The sequence below is a fragment of the Phyllobacterium sp. GQ127 genome, from assembly GCF_059758635.1.
Window position 1 is genome coordinate 1,351,390 of the sequence record NZ_JCAXDZ010000001.1, and the last position, 16,460, is coordinate 1,367,849.

Annotated in this window: 16 protein-coding genes; 8 read left to right on the top strand and 8 right to left on the bottom strand. The window is 51.4% G+C overall.

Annotation, left to right across the window (positions count from 1 at the left end; translation table 11 throughout):
- Positions 1–255 precede the first annotated feature (255 nt).
- Positions 256–468 (top strand): cold-shock protein, encoded by a 213-nt coding sequence (locus AC6CHM_RS06885; protein WP_008124164.1) that lies wholly within the window; start codon positions 256–258, stop codon positions 466–468.
- Between the two features lie 84 nt (positions 469–552).
- Here AC6CHM_RS06885 and AC6CHM_RS06890 read toward each other — a convergent pair whose 3' ends face one another.
- Together AC6CHM_RS06890 and AC6CHM_RS06895 are read right to left on the bottom strand one after the other, a co-directional pair.
- Entirely contained in the window at positions 553–1,227 is a 675-nt protein-coding gene (locus AC6CHM_RS06890; protein WP_115052450.1) for a DJ-1/PfpI family protein, read from the bottom strand.
- A gap of 99 nt (positions 1,228–1,326) precedes the next feature.
- Entirely contained in the window at positions 1,327–2,358 is a 1,032-nt protein-coding gene (locus tag AC6CHM_RS06895; RefSeq protein ID WP_498172470.1) for a zinc-dependent alcohol dehydrogenase family protein, read from the bottom strand.
- Between the two features lie 110 nt (positions 2,359–2,468).
- Here AC6CHM_RS06895 and AC6CHM_RS06900 point away from each other — a divergent pair, with 110 nt between their 5' ends.
- On the top strand, positions 2,469–3,386 hold the full coding sequence (locus AC6CHM_RS06900) for a LysR family transcriptional regulator (protein WP_307279453.1): 918 nt from the start codon (positions 2,469–2,471) through the stop codon (positions 3,384–3,386).
- Between the two features lie 9 nt (positions 3,387–3,395).
- On the opposite strand, the gene AC6CHM_RS06905 is transcribed toward AC6CHM_RS06900, so the two are convergent.
- A complete protein-coding gene (locus AC6CHM_RS06905) occupies positions 3,396–4,010 on the bottom strand; it encodes a glutathione S-transferase family protein (RefSeq protein ID WP_336439726.1) in 615 nt (204 codons plus the stop codon).
- A gap of 242 nt (positions 4,011–4,252) precedes the next feature.
- On the opposite strand from AC6CHM_RS06905, the gene AC6CHM_RS06910 reads away from it, so the two are divergent.
- Complete coding sequence (locus tag AC6CHM_RS06910; RefSeq protein WP_115052446.1) at positions 4,253–5,455, top strand: pyridoxal phosphate-dependent aminotransferase; 1,203 nt, start codon at positions 4,253–4,255, stop codon at positions 5,453–5,455.
- Positions 5,456–5,882: 427 nt separating this feature from the next.
- Here AC6CHM_RS06910 and AC6CHM_RS06915 read toward each other — a convergent pair whose 3' ends face one another.
- Positions 5,883–6,779, bottom strand: a complete 897-nt coding sequence (locus AC6CHM_RS06915) for a LysR family transcriptional regulator (RefSeq protein WP_115052445.1) — start codon at positions 6,777–6,779, stop codon at positions 5,883–5,885.
- 57 nt (positions 6,780–6,836) lie between these two features.
- Positions 6,837–7,811: a thioredoxin-disulfide reductase gene (gene trxB / locus AC6CHM_RS06920; RefSeq protein ID WP_498172473.1), complete on the bottom strand. Its 975-nt coding sequence runs from the start codon at positions 7,809–7,811 to the stop codon at positions 6,837–6,839.
- 281 nt (positions 7,812–8,092) lie between these two features.
- On the opposite strand from trxB, the gene AC6CHM_RS06925 reads away from it, so the two are divergent.
- Together AC6CHM_RS06925 and AC6CHM_RS06930 are read left to right on the top strand one after the other, a co-directional pair.
- Positions 8,093–9,493, top strand: coding sequence for a TrkH family potassium uptake protein (locus AC6CHM_RS06925; RefSeq protein WP_115052443.1), 1,401 nt, complete (start codon positions 8,093–8,095; stop codon positions 9,491–9,493).
- A gap of 96 nt (positions 9,494–9,589) precedes the next feature.
- Positions 9,590–10,060: a winged helix-turn-helix transcriptional regulator gene (locus AC6CHM_RS06930; RefSeq protein ID WP_115052442.1), complete on the top strand. Its 471-nt coding sequence runs from the start codon at positions 9,590–9,592 to the stop codon at positions 10,058–10,060.
- Here AC6CHM_RS06930 and AC6CHM_RS06935 read toward each other — a convergent pair.
- Together AC6CHM_RS06935 and greA are read right to left on the bottom strand one after the other, a co-directional pair.
- Positions 10,057–11,118, bottom strand: a complete 1,062-nt coding sequence (locus tag AC6CHM_RS06935; protein WP_354344270.1) for a glycosyltransferase family 4 protein — start codon at positions 11,116–11,118, stop codon at positions 10,057–10,059. The genes AC6CHM_RS06930 and AC6CHM_RS06935 overlap by 4 nt on opposite strands.
- Positions 11,119–11,123: 5 nt before the next feature.
- Positions 11,124–11,597 carry a transcription elongation factor GreA gene (greA, locus tag AC6CHM_RS06940; protein ID WP_115052440.1) on the bottom strand — a complete coding sequence of 158 codons (474 nt, stop codon included), beginning with the start codon at positions 11,595–11,597 and terminating at the stop codon, positions 11,124–11,126.
- Positions 11,598–11,882: 285 nt separating this feature from the next.
- Here greA and AC6CHM_RS06945 point away from each other — a divergent pair, with 285 nt between their 5' ends.
- From AC6CHM_RS06945 to AC6CHM_RS06955, 3 genes are all read left to right on the top strand, one after another.
- Entirely contained in the window at positions 11,883–13,028 is a 1,146-nt protein-coding gene (locus tag AC6CHM_RS06945; protein WP_337354476.1) for a PQQ-dependent sugar dehydrogenase, read from the top strand.
- Between the two features lie 74 nt (positions 13,029–13,102).
- Positions 13,103–14,008, top strand: coding sequence for a DMT family transporter (locus tag AC6CHM_RS06950; RefSeq protein WP_440805576.1), 906 nt, complete (start codon positions 13,103–13,105; stop codon positions 14,006–14,008).
- A gap of 89 nt (positions 14,009–14,097) precedes the next feature.
- Complete coding sequence (locus AC6CHM_RS06955) at positions 14,098–15,036, top strand: extensin-like domain-containing protein (protein WP_498172477.1); 939 nt, start codon at positions 14,098–14,100, stop codon at positions 15,034–15,036.
- Here AC6CHM_RS06955 and AC6CHM_RS06960 read toward each other — a convergent pair.
- Positions 15,033–16,217, bottom strand: coding sequence for a low temperature requirement protein A (locus AC6CHM_RS06960; protein WP_498172478.1), 1,185 nt, complete (start codon positions 16,215–16,217; stop codon positions 15,033–15,035). The two genes, AC6CHM_RS06955 and AC6CHM_RS06960, sit on opposite strands and share 4 nt — an antisense overlap.
- Between the last annotated feature and the right edge of the window lie 243 nt (positions 16,218–16,460).

Here is a 16,460-nt window from a genome sequence, read left to right on the forward strand (position 1 = left end):
TTTTTGCGATAGTACAGAAACTTTCGCGCTAGATGCTCAGCGGGATACCCGAAAAGTCGCGTGTAGTTCCGTTTTGAAAACGGCTTGTTTTGCCAGAAATTCTATCATATGTATTTTGCATCGATTTTATCGGTCGAGTGACTTTGCGACCTGCGTAACCTGTTGCGCTTCCTGACGAGCTCCATTGCATAGGTTCGATTCCCTGGGCCGCATATGTGCATGCTGCCTGTTTTATATATCTGAAAGGAACTTCCCATGGCTTCGGGAACAGTGAAATGGTTCAACGGCACTAAGGGCTACGGTTTCATCCAGCCCGATACTGGCGGTGCAGACGTTTTTGTCCATATTTCCGCTGTTGAGCGTGCAGGCTTGCGCGGTCTCAATGACGGCCAGAAGGTCAACTACGAGATCGTTCAGGATCGTCGTTCGGGCAAGTCGTCAGCAGACAACCTTAGCGTTGAAGGCTGATAGCCGCATACGGGAATCGTCTGATTTCTGAACGCACATAAATTAGAAAAGGCGGGATTAATCCCGCCTTTTTGCATTCTTGCCCTATCCCAGCAGCTTGAGAACCTCACTGGCGACCGCTGCGGAAGAAGCGGGATTTTGGCCAGTTACCAGATGACCGTCGGTAACAGCCAGCACCTGCCAGTCATCAACTTTTTCATAATGAGCGCCGAGCCGCTTCAACTCATTTTCAACAAGGAACGGCACGACGCTCGTAAGTTGCACCGCTTCTTCCTCGCTATTTGTGAAACCAGCTACCCGCTTGCCCTTGACGAGCGGTTCGCCGTCAATCTTCGCCTGCAGCAATACCGCAGGCGCATGGCATACAGCCGCGACTGGCTTTCCGTTTTTGTAAAATTGTTCAATGAGTCTGATTGAGGCGAGGTCAGAAGTCAGATCCCAAAGCGGGCCATGGCCGCCAGGATAGAACACAGCGTCGTAATCCGCCTCTTTCAGTTCTGATAGAACTTTTGTATTTGCCAGAACTTGTTGGGCAGCCTTATCCCGCCGGAATCGCTCCGTCATTTCAGTTTGGCTGTCGGGTTCATCGCTTTTGGGATCAAGCGGCGGCTGCCCACCCTTCGGCGAAGCAACCGTTATTTCTGCGCCTGCATCCAAAAATACGTAGTAAGGCGCGGCAAATTCCTCGAGCCAGAAGCCCGTTTTCTTGCCTGTATCGCCGAGCTTGTCGTGGGAGGTGAGGACGATGAGTATCTTCATGATTCGGTCCTTAAAAACTGCCGCTGATATCCCCTGATATGATTGTGGCGGCCATTGGTTTCAATGGTCGCCCCATTTTTGATCTGTGGCTGGATGTATTTAGTTCAGCTCCACGACGATCTTGCCGAATGCACCCCGCTTTAAATGATCCAAAGCATCATTTAACTTATTGAAGGAATAAACCGCATCTATAACGGGTTTGATTTCAGTTCGGTCAAAAGCTCTTACCAAGTCTTCCAACCCTTTGCGATGACCAACCTGAATACCTTCCAAAACCACGCGTTTAACCGCGAGAGGCACAAAGCCGCCAGAAACCTCCAAACCATCCAGAATACCGATCATTGAAATGCGTCCAGTTACCGCTGTGGCCCGCAATGATTTGTCCAGATGTGGGCCACCTACTGTCTCCAGAATATGATCGGCTCCATGATCATTGGTAATCTGGTAAAGGGTTTCGACCCAATCTTCTTTCTTCCGGTTTATAGTGTGATGAACTCCAAGCTGTTGCACACGATGCAATTTTGCATCGTCTCCGGAAACCACAATAACCTCTGCTCCATGCATCAGGGCAATTTGTGCTCCAAAGAGGGAAACGCCTCCAGTGCCGAGCACGACTACTCTATCACCGGCTTTGATATTTCCGCGCTCCACCAGCGCTGTCCAGGCAGTCAGTCCAGCGCATGGCAATGTACTCGCCTCTACCTGATTTAGTTTTGCAGGAGCATGAATTGCCCAATCTTCGCTCACCGTCACGTATTCTGCCAGGACACCTTGCAGCGGACCGCCTAAAGTTCGGCCATTGGGGGTTCGTGCAGTACCCGGTCCGGCACCCTCAATCCAATCCGGAATAAAGGTTGATATCACTCTATCGCCCGCTGCAAATCGGCTAACGTCTTCGCCGGTTGCTACGACAGTTCCGGCAAGATCTGAAGCGGGAACGAGCGGCTCGCCCATGTTTTCAGGCATGCCAAATCCGGTATCAATCAGCAGCCCGTCACGATAGTTCAGGGAGACCGCGGCGACCTTGATAAGTATCTCCCCTCGCCTGGGCTCCCGAGCCGCGGTTTCAACCAGCTTCAGATTAGTTCGTCCGGGCATTGCAATCTGCCACTGTTTCATTGTTTTGCTCATGTGAAATCCTCGCTTTAAATCAAGGATTCCGTATTTATATGAGATGAGAGCAAAGCAGTTGCGCCGATTTTACCCATGATTGTGTCGTTAAACTCTACAAAGGACTTAAAATGGACAGGCTGATTGGCATCGAAGAATTTGTTGCGGTGGTGGACGCGGGCAGCTTTTCTGCGGCGGCTGACAAGTTACATCTATCGCGTTCAGCCGTTGGGAAGACAATTGCGCGGTTGGAAGAACGACTTGGCACTCGGCTTTGCCAAAGAACAACGCGTTCATTCAAACTCACCGATGACGGTCACACTTTTTACGAACATTGCCGATCGATACTGATGACAGTTGAAGCGGCGGAAAATGCCATCACGTCCGGCAAGGACATAATATCCGGGCGACTTCGCCTAAGTCTGCCTGTGCTATTCGGCCGACGTTGTGTCGCTCCAGTTTTGTTTGATCTCGCCCGCCAATATCCGTTGTTACGCTTCGAAGTGTCTTTTACAGACCGCCCGGTGGATCTCGTTGCAGAAGGATATGACCTCGTTGTTCGCAATGCTGGATTGCCGGATACAACCAATCTGGCGGCAAGGCGCATTGCCCGGCAGCGGATGACGGTATGCGCCTCGCCATCCTATCTTGAAAAACATGGCACGCCCGAAACGATTGAAGATATCGCCTCACACCAAGCCATTCTTTATGGTCAGGATGGCAATATACGTTCTTGGCTTTTTCCAAACAAACGGAGGGGATTTGACAGTGCCAAGACCGTAAGCCGTGTCATTTTTGATGATCTGGAAACGGTAGCGGATGCAGCCGCCAGCGGCATGGGCGTTGCTTGGTTGCCTTGCTGGCTTATACGCAATCAGGTGGAATCAGGGACGCTGAAGAGGCTCCTGCCCGACGTTGAACAGATGATATTCGACACACATGCGGTCTGGCCGAAGCAACCCTATATGCCAGGTCGCATCAGAGTTCTCATCGACGCTCTAGCCGCGTGGCTACCCGGCATGACCGGTGCAGATCGCGAAGTTAAATAAATCACGCCATTATGCCGGTAGCCATGTTATCGGCACATGCCCTTCATCTCCGGCAACGCGGCTTAGCCATTTTGCGACTGATGGATATGCCGAAAGATCAAAGCCGCCTTGGTTGGCTTCGTGCGTATAGGCATAGAGTGCTATATCGGCAATCGTCAGATTTGTACCGACCAAGTAGGGTGTTTTCTGTAGCTGGTTTTCCATCACCAGCAATGCCTTGTTGCCGCCTTCCAGAGTGGCAGCCAATCTTTCTGGCGTGGCATCCTTGGCTCGTTCCGGATAGACGAGCAACGCCCGCCGAACAGCAATATTAGGCTCGTGTGTATACTGCTCGAAAAACAACCATTGATACATTAGAGCACGTTCATAGGCATCCTCAGGAATAAACCTGCTGCCTTCTGCTAGATGCAGCAATATCGCATTCGATTCCGCCAGAAGGCGTCCGTCATCAAATTCCAACAGAGGAACCTTGCCATTGGGGTTCTTGGCCATGAAATCCGGTTTGCGGGTTGAGCCATCGACAGATGACATCGAAATGTGCTCGAACGGCAAGCTCAATTTAGCCATCAAAAGCCGGGGCTTATAGCAATTTCCGGATTCAATTTGGGAGTATAGTTTCGGCATGGTCCGTCTCTCCTGTGGCGGGCAGTGTTTTCCCGCAACCGTTGACAATGTCCAATCAGTTCTATTGACGCTTTACACAACCGACACTGATGTTTTTGACATGGGATGTCACACCCTGCACAGAAAGCGCAGGAAGTGAAGCCTTTGCGCACGCTTTTACTTGCGATTCTGCAGGTCTTGGGACATAGCAGTCCCGCAAACCGGCTACCGGTCATCAACGCTCGCTTCAGGAGAACGATACCATGGCATTCCTCGCCGACACCCTTTCCCGTGTGAAGACATCCGCAACGATTGCGATCACCCAGAAAGCGCGTGATTTGAAAGCAGAGGGTCGTGATGTCATTTCTCTTTCCGTAGGGGAACCGGACTTCGACACACCTGACAATGTCAAGGAAGCTGCTATTGCTGCAATTCGCCGCGGCGAAACCAAATATACGCCGGTCTCTGGCATACCGCAGTTGCGCGAAGCCATTACGCGCAAGTTCAAGCGTGAGAACGAACTGGAATACAAGGCCAATCAGACCATCGTTTCCACAGGTGGCAAGCACGTCATTTACAATGCCCTTCTATCGACGTTGAACCCCGGCGATGAAGTTATTTGTGTTGCGCCATATTGGGTCAGCTATCCGGAGATGGTTTCTCTTTGCGGGGGAACACCGGTAATTGTGTCTGCCATTCAGGCAAACGATTTCAAGTTGCAGCCAGAGGATCTGGAACGCGTTATTACGCCGAAGACCAAATGGATCATCATGAACTCGCCTTCGAATCCATCTGGAGCGGCTTACACCTGGGATGAGATGAAGAAGTTGACCGATGTTCTCGTTCGTCATCCGCACGTGTGGATTCTGACCGATGATATGTATGAGCATCTGACTTACGGTGATTTCAAATTCGTCACACCAGCGCAAGTCGAACCAAATCTTTATGATCGCACGCTGACCATGAACGGCGTCTCGAAGGCCTATGCCATGACTGGTTGGCGTATTGGCTATGCGGCCGGACCCATTGAGCTGATCAAGGCAATGGATATGGTTCAGGGACAACAGACTTCAGGAACAAGTTCCATTTCACAATGGGCTGCCGTTGAAGCGCTGGATGGCACGCAAGAACATTTGCCGGTTTTCAAAAAAGCTTTTGAAGGACGTCGCGATCTAATCGTTTCAATGCTGAATCAGACGAATATGCTGGATTGCCCCAAGCCGGAAGGTGCGTTCTACGTTTATCCTTCCTGTGCTGCTGCTATCGGCAAGACTGCACCATCAGGCAAAATCATTCAAAATGACGAAGACTTCGTCAGCGAACTGCTGGCCACTGAAGCTGTGGCAGCAGTGCACGGCTCTGCCTTCGGCCTTGGTCCAAATTTCCGCATTTCCTATGCAACCTCCGATGCAAACCTCGAAGAAGCAGGCAAGCGGATACAGCGCTTCTGCGCTAATCTTCGCTAAACACATAGTTATAAGGATTGAAAAAGGGCCGAGATGGCCCTTTTTTTGTGTCGCTATCGGACTCGGCCAAATATCTAAGTTAGGCCAGATCAAGCCTATTGGATAAATGTGAGTAAATGAAAAAAAGGCCGGACAAGTGCCCGGCCTATAAGTTTTGAAGGTGCCGTTTCCAGCAAAACCTCCAGAGGGGAACACTTGGTGGTGCGCAAATGGGAGGAGGAGACGCACGACCAAGTGATGTGGATATGTTCTCTCCCTATCCGACTTACAACCCTGCAAAAATGCATAGCTGCTATGCACAAAGCTCATAACCACTCAATTGTTTCGCCGATCAGAATTTGAACCCTCTATCGCCTTTCCTTGAGCAATTTGCTTTCAAGATAAAACTGATTTCTGGAAAGAAAATCTTCCCAAATAAATTTCCTGACTAGTAAGACCAGGTACGAGCCTTGTTGAAAAGAAAATCTCTGAACACATGCAACTTTGCAGCATTCTTTATCCCCTCAGGATAACAGAAAAACGTATCGAATGAGGGGAGCTCCATCTCAGGTAACAATCGCACCAGCGTGGAGTCCTTTTCGATCATATAATCCGGCAAGACCCCGATACCTACACCCTTTTGGATTGCACGTTTAATCGAGAGCAGATTATTGATCTGAAGTACCGCCGGGCGAAGATTACCGTCGGAACGCCCTATGACTTCAAGCCAGTTAAGGTTCGTAAGATATGAGGGTGCCGGCTCACCGAAACTCACAATGCGGTGCGAGTCGATCTCGTCTATATTTTCAATCTTGCCATACTTGGCAATGTAACTTGGCGACGCGTATACGTGCATATGCACCGTAAACAATCGGCGCTGGATCAGGTCCGGTTGTTGCGGCTGACGCAAACGGATAGCACAATCCGCGTGACGCATAGTCAGATCAAGTTCTTCATTGTCAAAGAGCAATTGCAGCTGCACTTCCGGGAACAGCTCGATAAACTCTTGAACGCGCTCAACCAGCCAACCGGAGCCGAGGCCAACCGTAGTGGTCACCCGCAGCTTACCTGAAGGCCTATCCTTGCTTTCGGTAAGACGGGAGCGAACATTCTCCAGCTTCATCAGCACCTCATGTGCTGTGCGGTAGAGTACCTCGCCCTGCTCAGTCAGAATCAGACCGCGAGCATGCCTATGGAAAAGGGGAACCCCGACATCTTGCTCCAGCGCACTGACCTGACGGGAGATAGCTGATTGCGATAGATGCAGTGTCTCGGCGGCATGAGTGAACGACCCAGCCTCGGCAGCAGCATGAAATATTCGCAACTTGTCCCAATCAAGCGACATCGCGCGGTCTCTCCCCCTTTGTCGGTCCCGAAAATCGAGACCGGCCTCTTATACAGCCTATTCTGCTGCCTGACGCACCGGTTCCTGTGCCGCCAACCAACGTTCGGCTTCGAGAGCTGCCATGCAGCCCATTCCAGCAGCGGTGACGGCCTGACGATAAATATCATCGGTTACATCACCCGCAGCAAAAACACCCGGAACGTCCGTGGCGGTTGAATCCGCCGCAGTCCACAAATAGCCATTCGGCTTATGCTTGAGTTTCCCCTTGAACAGTTCCACCGCAGGTGCATGTCCTATGGCTATGAATACGCCATGCGTTTCAAGTTCTGTGGTTTCGCCGCTCTTTATATTTTTCAACCGTACACCAGTGACCGATGCAGCCATTGGAGGCTTCGCTTCGATCCCGGTAATCTCATCAATGACATTGTCCCAGATAACTTTGACATTTTCTTTGCCAAAGAGCCGATCCTGTAGAATTTTTTCCGCGCGGAAATGGTCTTTGCGATGCACGATCGTGACTGACTTGGCGATATTTGAGAGATACAGCGCCTCTTCAACAGCGGTATTGCCGCCGCCAACGACAACAACATCCTTGTTACGATAGAAAAAGCCATCGCATGTAGCACAGGCGGAAACGCCAAAGCCCATGAATGTCTGCTCAGTCGGCAAGCCAAGCCATTTCGCTTGCGCACCTGTCGCAACAATCAAGGCATCGCAAGTATATTGCGTTCCACTGTCGCCAGTCAGACGAAATGGGCGGATCGACAGATCAACTTCGGTAATGATGTCATGAATAATCTTAGTGCCGACATGTTCGGCCTGAAGCCGCATCTGCTCCATCATCCACGGACCTTGAACCGGATCGGCATAGCCGGGATAGTTTTCCACATCGGTCGTGATCATAAGCTGACCGCCCTGCTGAAGGCCTGCAACAATGACAGGTTTCAGATTGGCACGAGCCGCATAGATTGCGGCGGTATAACCGGCTGGACCGGAACCGATAATAAGGACGGGCACATGGCGCTGTGTCATAACTAGACCTTGATGGTGCACTTTTAGAACTATGCGATAGTTGGCACACACCACCATCGCTTTCAATGGCTTTAAAGTAGTGTTTCAGCCCCCCTCCTTGCAAGGTCTGCAACCAATATAGCAAGGTTAGCCACAGCTTGTGCAGGTCAGACTGGTGTTTCAGGGCGGATTGTGTCAATTCCGAGATAAGTCTATGAAATACCACCAGTCAAAATCGCGAGCACGAGGCCAGTCCGATCCTTCGTACCATTACCAATATTTGCGCAAGATTTGGCTTGGTCATGGCTGGAACCATGCTTATTCCAGCTTTAGTTGACCTGCATATAGGCAACAGAGATTGGCTGGTGTTCGTGCAGTCAGCTATATTCACTGGTGTCTTGAGCGGGCTAGTGGTGCTCGCGACCCACAACTCCGATATTCGCTTCAGTCCGCGATTGGGATTTCTGCTGATCGTTGCCATCTGGTTGACAGCAGCGCTATTGGGAGCGCTTCCGCTCTATTTTTCGACCCTCCCCATCAGCTTTTCAAAAGCGCTCTTCGAATCAATGTCTGGTATTACTTCGACTGGAGCGACGGTTTTGACGGGACTGGATACAATGCCGCGCGGAATACTGATGTGGCGATCGCTCCTGTGCTGGTTTGGCGGCCTCGGCTTTGTCGGATTGGGTCTTTTGCTACTGCCATCCTTGCGCGTGGGAGGCATTCAATTGCTGCACATGGAGTCGTCCGACAAGTCTGAAAAAATACTGCCCCGCATCCACCAGATCGCACAGGGTATCGTCCTTGCCTATCTCACCCTGACGCTGCTTTGCACGCTGCTCTATTTTGTTGCGGGCATGGGAATGTTCGACGCCATCAATCACGGCATGACGACTGTCGCCACAGCCGGTTTTTCCACACATGATTCCTCATTGGGTTTTTATGCCCATAACCGCGCCATTTTGGTGATCGCGACAATTTTCATGATCTTGGGTGCCCTACCCTTTGTGCTCTACATCAAAGCCTTGATGCCGCAGCGCCTCTCATCGCTAGCGGACCCACAGCTGATTCTGTTTTTCAGTATTGTTGTTGGTTTCAGCTTTTTCTTAGCGATCGGGCTGAAGCTGGAGACAAGTATCGGCTTTGGTGATGCGCTGATCGCCACCTCATTCAATCTCGTTTCGGTATTATCAACAACCGGCTTTGCAACCGAGGACTATACGCTCTGGGGCGCGGAAGCGCTGGGCATATTCTTCCTTGTCACATTTCTCGGTGGTTGCTCCGGCTCGACCTCCGGGGGCATCAAGCTTAATCGCATCATCATCCTTTGGCAGCTTGCATCCGCAAGCCTCACTCGCCTGATCATACCCAATGCCATTATAAAAATGCGCTATGGCCGTACCGAAATAACGCAGGATGTTTCTCAGTCGGCTCTGCTTTTCATATTTCTCTACATGGCCTCCCTGGTCATCGGTGCGACCGCGCTCACCATGCTCGGCAACGACCTTGGCACCTCCATCACAGGCGCGCTGACAGCACTTTCCAATGTCGGACCAGGCTTTGGCGACACGATAGGACCCGTCGGCAACTTTTCGACACTCAGCGATCCTTCCTTGCTCGTTCTTAGCTATCTCATGCTCGCCGGACGCCTTGAGATCATCACAATCGTCATTCTCTTCACGCGCCGTTTTTGGAGCCGATAGAATGAACCTGTTTGCAACCGCCGCGCGATGCATTACACAGCGTCAGGAATCGCCTATGGTGATCGTCAAGCTTTGGGATGGGGATAGATAAAAATCATGCCTTTGAAGGCGGACCTCGACGCTATCGACTGGAAAATCCTGAAACAGCTGCAGGAGAATGGCCGTATCACCAATGTTGAATTGGCTGAACGGGTTGGTATTTCTGCGCCACCCTGCTTGCGTCGCGTACGCAAGCTGGAGGAAAGCGGCATCATACAAGGCTACCGCGCGATTTTGAACGGCGCGATACTTGGACAGGATATTGTAGCATTCTGCATGATCCGGCTGCATCGCCAGTCTGATGCCGATTTGAAAAGTTTCGCAGAGAAAACCAAGAGTTGGACCATTGTTCGACGGGCTTGGATGGTTTCTGGCGAATCCGATTTTCTGCTGCATTGCGTATCAGCCGATCTTAGTACTTTCCAAAATTTCGTTATTGAAGAGCTGACATCGACGCCCAATGTCGACAGCGTGCGCACATCACTGACGATCCGGTCTGTCAAAAACGAACCATTAATGGTGCTTTAGACTACCTGATTACCGGAAAAAATCTCTTCATAGGCTTCAAGAATATTTGAGGCTTCCTTCTGCAGCGGAAAATTTGCCCGCACGTGAGCAAGCCCGGCTTTTGCTGCCTCTTCGCATTTTGCGGGATCAGCCAGATATGGCTTGATGGCTTGCTCAAGAGCGCGCCCGTTACCAGCAGGTACAACCGCACCGGTTTCGGGCGTTACCATTTCCGCATAGGCTCCTGCATCACTAGCAATAATGGCCGTCTGCGAAGACATGGCTTCGAGCGGCGTCAAGCCAAAGCCCTCATTACGCGACGGGGCAACATAGAGCGTCATTCTTCTGTACCAGATACGTACGTCCGGAACTTCACCGAGAAACAATATCCGATCGTGCAGATTTGCAGCGGCTATGCGCCCACGCAGTTCTTTCTCGAAGCCAGCGAACTCATGGGTTGTCCGGCCAGTCATCACTGCCGTCCATTCGGGATATTGAGGTAAAAGACTGATCATCGCATCAACGAAAAGGTCAGTGCCTTTCGACGGGCGAATGCGACCAGAGCACCCCACGAGATATTTACCCGGCAAGCCCGAAGCCGAAAAACGATCCTCCGCGTTTTGTGGCGGATGAAACTTTTCGGTGTCGACCCCGTGCATAATGACTCGGTGCGGAACCTTGAGAAAGCTTCCTGATCTACCGCTTGTTGCGATAACACCGTCCATCTGCCGGATAAGCCATTTGGTAAAGGGCCTATGATCACGCTGAGCAGCTGACGTAAATAACAGCTTGAACTTCATGCGTAGAACAGAGCGTAGAATGATGCCTGCGACCATCTCGGTATTGCGCCGTGCGTGCCAGATGCGGAATGGTCGATTATGCGGCTTGAACCAAGCGCCCAGCAAATCGACCCAGCCAATATGCGGCAGCGTAGAGGGAAGACCCGGCCCTATTGTAACAATTCCAAGACCGTTGGCTCGTTGCAGCGGAACAAGTTGAACGATTGTCGAGGTGACCCCAGAGAGCTTGCGCTTCAAATTTGGGGCTATCACCTCGACATTGTTCAATGATTCAGGCACGTGCTTCAGATAAATTTAAATCCGACGATCTCATAAGACCGCGCACCACCAGGGGCATTCACTTCAATCGTATCGCCTTCGCTCTTACCAATCAGGGCACGAGCAATTGGTGACGAAATGGATATGCGACCAGCCTTTGGATCTGCTTCTTGATCACCGACGATCTGATAGACTTTCTTGTCTTCAGTATCTTCATCGATAAGCTCAACGGTAGCGCCAAATTTGATCTTGTCGCCCGACAGCTTGGAAATATCGATGATTTCGGCGCGGGCCGTATAATCCTCAAGTTCGCCGACGCGTCCCTCGTTGTGGCTCTGCGCTTCCTTGGCGGCATGATATTCTGCATTTTCCGACAGGTCGCCATGGGCGCGCGCTTCAGAAATCGCCAGAATAATCCGTGGCCGCTCTTCCTGTTGTCGAAAGCGCAGCTCCTCCTTGAGCTTATCAAAACCAGCTTGAGTCATCGGGACCTTTTCCATGCCCTCTCCTTTCGTAGTCAATGTTGGGTTGCCCTTTCCCGGGCCTCGCAACACAAAAAGAAAACGGTCGCCAAAGTTCAAAGACTTCGGAACCGTTCAGTCAGTCGTTCTTTAATATAGCACTGTTTGCCGCAATTTCACGAAGAAAGTGGAAAAAGTCGCACCCACGTTACGCTTACATGATTTCAGGCACGAAACGAGCCAATTCACACCACTGTGAGACGACGGTGACCTGGATTACATGCAAAATCGCAACGCAATGCCAAATTTAGAGGAGGTCGAGGCATGAGACGGAATTATAAAGTAATGACCGCAAGCCTGTCGGCACTTCTTTCCGCGCTATCACTACCGGCAGAAGCAAAGGATTTCAAAACCCAGACTGTCACCGTCTCCGCAGAAACCATCGCCGATGGTCTCGATCACCCATGGGGCCTCGCATTTTTGCCTGACGGCTCGCTGCTCGTGACCGAACGTTCGGGAACAATGAGGCTAGTCAAGCAAGGGAAACTCTCCGAGCCTATCGAAAATGTTCCGGAAGTCTGGGCAAATGGCCAAGGCGGACTGCTTGACGTAGCCTTGGCCCCAGATTTTTCGACCAGTAATACGATCTACTTCACTTACTCCCAGCCCGGCCAAGGTGGCGCGGGCACGGCCCTTGCCAGCGCGAAGCTCGTGTACGGTTCTGATGGTACTGAACTTGAAAACGTTCGTACCCTGGTGTCGATGAGCAAAAGAACAAACAAGGGTCAACATTTTGGCTCTCGGATCGTGATCTCGCCCGAGGGCAAACTGTTTGTCACGATGGGTGAACGGGGCGAGCAAAAGCGGGCACAGGATTACATGGACCATGCCGGCTCCGTATTGCGCGTCAATGCGGACGGGACAATTCCCTCTGACAATCCTTATGCAGACGGAAAAAAGGCTTTGCCGGAAATCTGGTCCAAGGGCCATCGCAATCCGCAGGGCGCAACATGGGATCCAATAACCCACTCTTTGCTCACCCTCGAGCATGGCGCAAAGGGAGGGGATGAAATCAATCAGCCGCAAGCCGGAAAGAACTATGGCTGGCCGGTAATAACCTATGGGGTGGACTATTCGGGAGCAAAAATCGGCCAAGGCACCGCAGCCGAAGGTTACGAACAGCCCTTATACTATTGGGATCCGTCAATCGCGCCATCGGGCCTAGTCGCTTACAGTGGCGATATGTTTCCAGAGTGGAAGGGTGATTTGCTTGCAGGCGCCCTCAAATTTGAAATGCTTGTACGTCTTGACCGCGACGAGAAGGGCAAGATGAAGGGCGAAGAACGGCTCTTCGAGGGAGAGTTCGGACGTATCCGGGATGTGCGCGCAGCGCCGGATGGATCAGTCTATCTGCTTACAGATGCGAGCAATGGAAAAATTATCAGGCTGACCCGCGCTTCTGATGGATGATGCGCTTGCCGTGTTCCATCCCAGTGGATAGAGATGGCGTCGACGCTTTAGCCGTTACAATCAATGGGGATATCATGACGCGCGGGCGTGCCAATTTACTTCTTCTTGCAGCCGGAGCCATCTGGGGTCTTGGTTTCGTCGCTCAATCAAGTGCTATGCGGGGCGTGGAAGCTTTTATGTTCATCGGACTGCGGTTTCTTCTGGCTGCTCTTACCGTGACACCGCTTGCATTTCGCGAGGCACGCCTTGCAACCGGGAAGCTGGAACCAAAGGATTATTTGGGATTCATTTTCATCGGGACACTGCTTTTCACTGGTGCCGCGCTGCAGCAGGTTGGTTTGGAAACAACCTCCGTCACAAACTCAGGCTTTCTCACTGGTCTTTATGTGGTGATGGTGCCCTTCCTAGCGGTTGTCCTGTTCTGGCAATGGCCTCACCCGATCGTTTGGCCTTGCGCATTGACTGCTCTAGCCGGAATTTACTTGCTATCGGGAGGCAATGTAGAAGGACTGTCTGTCGGCGATTGGCTGACCATAGCTTGCGCGGCCTTCTGGGCGCTACAGATTATCTTCATCAACCGGCTCGCTGTTAAAAGCGGTCGACCGATTATGTTGTCGCTCGTGCAATTTCTCGTCTGCGCTGCGCTTGGCTTGATTATTTCAAGTGGCACCGAGCACAGCAATGTTTCCGATATTCTTTCGGTTGCGCCTCTCATTATCTTTGCCGGCATTTTTTCTTCCGGTATCGCCTTTACCCTGCAGGCAGTTGGCCAGCGCTTCACAACATCCGCGCAGGCCGCGATCATGCTGTCATCCGAAGCACTTTTCGCGGCGCTTTTCGGGGCAATGCTTCTTGGCGAGACAATATCGTTTCGTGGAGCAATTGGCTGTGCGCTCATCTTCACCGCCATGATCGCCGTAGAGCTTATTCCAGCTTTGCGGAACCGATCTTCAATGGATCGAGCCTCAGTCTCGCCATAAGCCTTAACGGGGCCGCTGACTATTCCTTTACAATTTGACGCTATTTTTGCGTGCAATTGACCCGATTTCGGGCAAAAGGAAGTGGTGACATGAGTTTTGCGTTGTCGTCCCCCAAGCGCTCTTGGCGTCTTTTGACTTTTGCCGCTTTAACGCTTTCGGCTTCTTTAAGTGCGTGCGGAATGGGGGATGTCAGACGCCCCTCCGCCGATGTCGGCAATCCGCAAGACGTGATCGCCACACAACCGCAGCAGGATATGCAGCCCCAGGCTGAAGAGAACTATGAGCAGGTCGTAACTGTTGCTCCTGCGCCCACCGAAACGGAACAAACCGAGCAACCTGAAGATGGAATGCAACCGCTTTCCCGGGCTGAAGAGCTGCCCGTGCAAAACAGTGAAAACGCTTCCGAAGAAAGTTATGGTTATCCCGGCAGCATCAGTGATCCGATATCGCGCGGTGAAAGCACATTTGCAATGTCAGGTAGCGAGGTTTCATGCCGAACACAGCTTAAACAGCTCGGCGTGATTTTTCAGGAACGAGAGCCGATCAATGATGGCGGTGTTTGCCGCATCGACCATCCTCTAAAGGTCAGCGGATTTGCCAGCGGGCGAATAAAACTGAAACCAGCCGCCACCCTGAATTGTCAAATGACACTCGCCTTCGCCAAATGGGTTAAAGGCGATCTGTCACCCTCCACTCGTCTGCGTTACCTCTCAGGCATCAATACGATTCATCAGGCATCCAGTTATTCCTGCCGCACAATGAGCAATCAGCGTGGACGGGCCATGTCGGAGCATTCAAAGGGAAATGCGTTGGATATTGCCAAGGTCACTTTGAACAATGGGAAGGACATTAAAGTTCAAAAGCCGGGATTGTTCTCATTTCGCCAGCGCGGCTTGCTCAATAGCGTGCGCTCGGACGCCTGTAATTACTTCACCACGGTCCTTGGGCCAGGCTACGACATCTTCCACCGCGACCATTTCCATTTTGACCTTATGGATCGTCGCAGTGGAAAGCGTTCCTGTCGTTAGGCGTGGTGTTGGTCGTTGGGCCTGCCTTTCAATTCCCAGATCGTCACAATGATCAAAATGAGGCTGGTGAGAAGGCCTAGCATGAGCGGCGACATATGGCTGGCAAAACAAGCAAGTACTGCACACAAGCCCAGCCCCACCATATGGGACAATGGCGGGCGCCCGGCAATATAGAATTTGAACAGCAAGTTTCCCAACAGATAGAGAGCTGTTCCGCCGATTGATGTCCATATGGTCGCTGTCTCAATGTGACCGGATGGATGAGCAAGTATCAGTTCATCAGACACAGCAACCACGATGATTCCTGCAACCAGAAGGACGTGAATGTAGGTATAAGCAATGCGGGCAACACGACCTGGATCGTCCGTTGCCGTGATCTTATGGTGAGCCGCTGATTGCCCGACATTGAAATAGACCAGCCACATTGCGACTGACGCCGTGAATGTCGTCAGAAATGCGGAGAAAGAAATGAGATTCCAGTGTTGTTCGGCAAAGGTCGCCCCTGAAACAAGAATGGATTCTCCGAGCGCGATAATGATGAACAGAGCTGCGCGTTCAGCCATGTGATCGCCATCAATGTCCCAATCCGCTGTAGTGGATGAACCCAATCCCGGCGTACGGAAACCAAGTGCCGGTCCGCCAAGTTCGACCGCCAACGCCAAGCCCCAAAAGAATATTCGATGTTCAGGGTCAGCGAGTCCACCAGCGATCCAGAACATTCCCGATATTGCCAGCCATATCGAAATACGCAGAAAATTGCTGAAATTGCTTTGGTTATGACGGCGAACCGCCCATAACATAAACAGCGACCTTCCAAGTTGCATGAATACAAAAGCAATCGCAAAAATCAGGCCGCGCTCGCCAAAAGCTGTTGGAATGGACGTGGAAAGCACCAGCCCGGCAAGCATAAGAACAAACAACATGGCGCGTATCGGGGGTTTGGAAGGGTCCATCCAGTTTGTCACCCATGTGGTGTAAACCCAAACCCACCACACTGCCGCGAGCAGGAGCGCGCTTTCAACGAGGCCTTTCAATGTCAGATCGTGCAGAAGCAAGTGCGAAATCTGCGTGATGGCGAATACGAATACCAGATCAAAGAACAGCTCTACGAAATCGACCTTTGAACTATCTTTCGCATTCTTCTTGCGGGAGTAGTCACGAATTGCACCCGAAAAAACCACTCTTCACCTCATGAAATCAAAAAAAGAACACGCCACTACAATCACAGTTTACGGCAACGGCTCTTGTATGCCGCAAAAATCTTATAATACCTTATTGCAGAGACATTTTCCTCTGTCACCAGCACACTCTTTGACCAATAAAGCCGAACATTCTTTCAAAAAGAGTTCATTCGACAAACGCTCCTGACAAACAGGGCTTGCTCCGGCTTTTGCCTATCGTGTTAAATGCCGGCTGACTCGTAA

Excerpts from the sequence above, each read along its gene's own strand:
- AC6CHM_RS06950 (WP_440805576.1), top strand. The coding sequence starts at position 13,103 with ATGACGCGCGGGCGTGCCAATTTACTTCTTCTTGCAGCCGGAGCCATC.
- AC6CHM_RS06925 (WP_115052443.1), top strand. The coding sequence starts at position 8,093 with ATGGCTGGAACCATGCTTATTCCAGCTTTAGTTGACCTGCATATAGGC.
- AC6CHM_RS06910 (WP_115052446.1), top strand. The coding sequence starts at position 4,253 with ATGGCATTCCTCGCCGACACCCTTTCCCGTGTGAAGACATCCGCAACG.
- AC6CHM_RS06890 (WP_115052450.1), bottom strand. The coding sequence starts at position 1,227 with ATGAAGATACTCATCGTCCTCACCTCCCACGACAAGCTCGGCGATACA.
- AC6CHM_RS06930 (WP_115052442.1), top strand. The coding sequence starts at position 9,590 with ATGCCTTTGAAGGCGGACCTCGACGCTATCGACTGGAAAATCCTGAAA.
- greA (WP_115052440.1), bottom strand. The coding sequence starts at position 11,597 with ATGGAAAAGGTCCCGATGACTCAAGCTGGTTTTGATAAGCTCAAGGAG.
- AC6CHM_RS06895 (WP_498172470.1), bottom strand. The coding sequence starts at position 2,358 with ATGAGCAAAACAATGAAACAGTGGCAGATTGCAATGCCCGGACGAACT.
- AC6CHM_RS06885 (WP_008124164.1), top strand. The coding sequence starts at position 256 with ATGGCTTCGGGAACAGTGAAATGGTTCAACGGCACTAAGGGCTACGGT.
- AC6CHM_RS06900 (WP_307279453.1), top strand. The coding sequence starts at position 2,469 with ATGGACAGGCTGATTGGCATCGAAGAATTTGTTGCGGTGGTGGACGCG.
- AC6CHM_RS06955 (WP_498172477.1), top strand. The coding sequence starts at position 14,098 with ATGAGTTTTGCGTTGTCGTCCCCCAAGCGCTCTTGGCGTCTTTTGACT.
- AC6CHM_RS06945 (WP_337354476.1), top strand. The coding sequence starts at position 11,883 with ATGAGACGGAATTATAAAGTAATGACCGCAAGCCTGTCGGCACTTCTT.
- AC6CHM_RS06905 (WP_336439726.1), bottom strand. The coding sequence starts at position 4,010 with ATGCCGAAACTATACTCCCAAATTGAATCCGGAAATTGCTATAAGCCC.
- AC6CHM_RS06915 (WP_115052445.1), bottom strand. The coding sequence starts at position 6,779 with ATGTCGCTTGATTGGGACAAGTTGCGAATATTTCATGCTGCTGCCGAG.
- trxB (WP_498172473.1), bottom strand. The coding sequence starts at position 7,811 with ATGACACAGCGCCATGTGCCCGTCCTTATTATCGGTTCCGGTCCAGCC.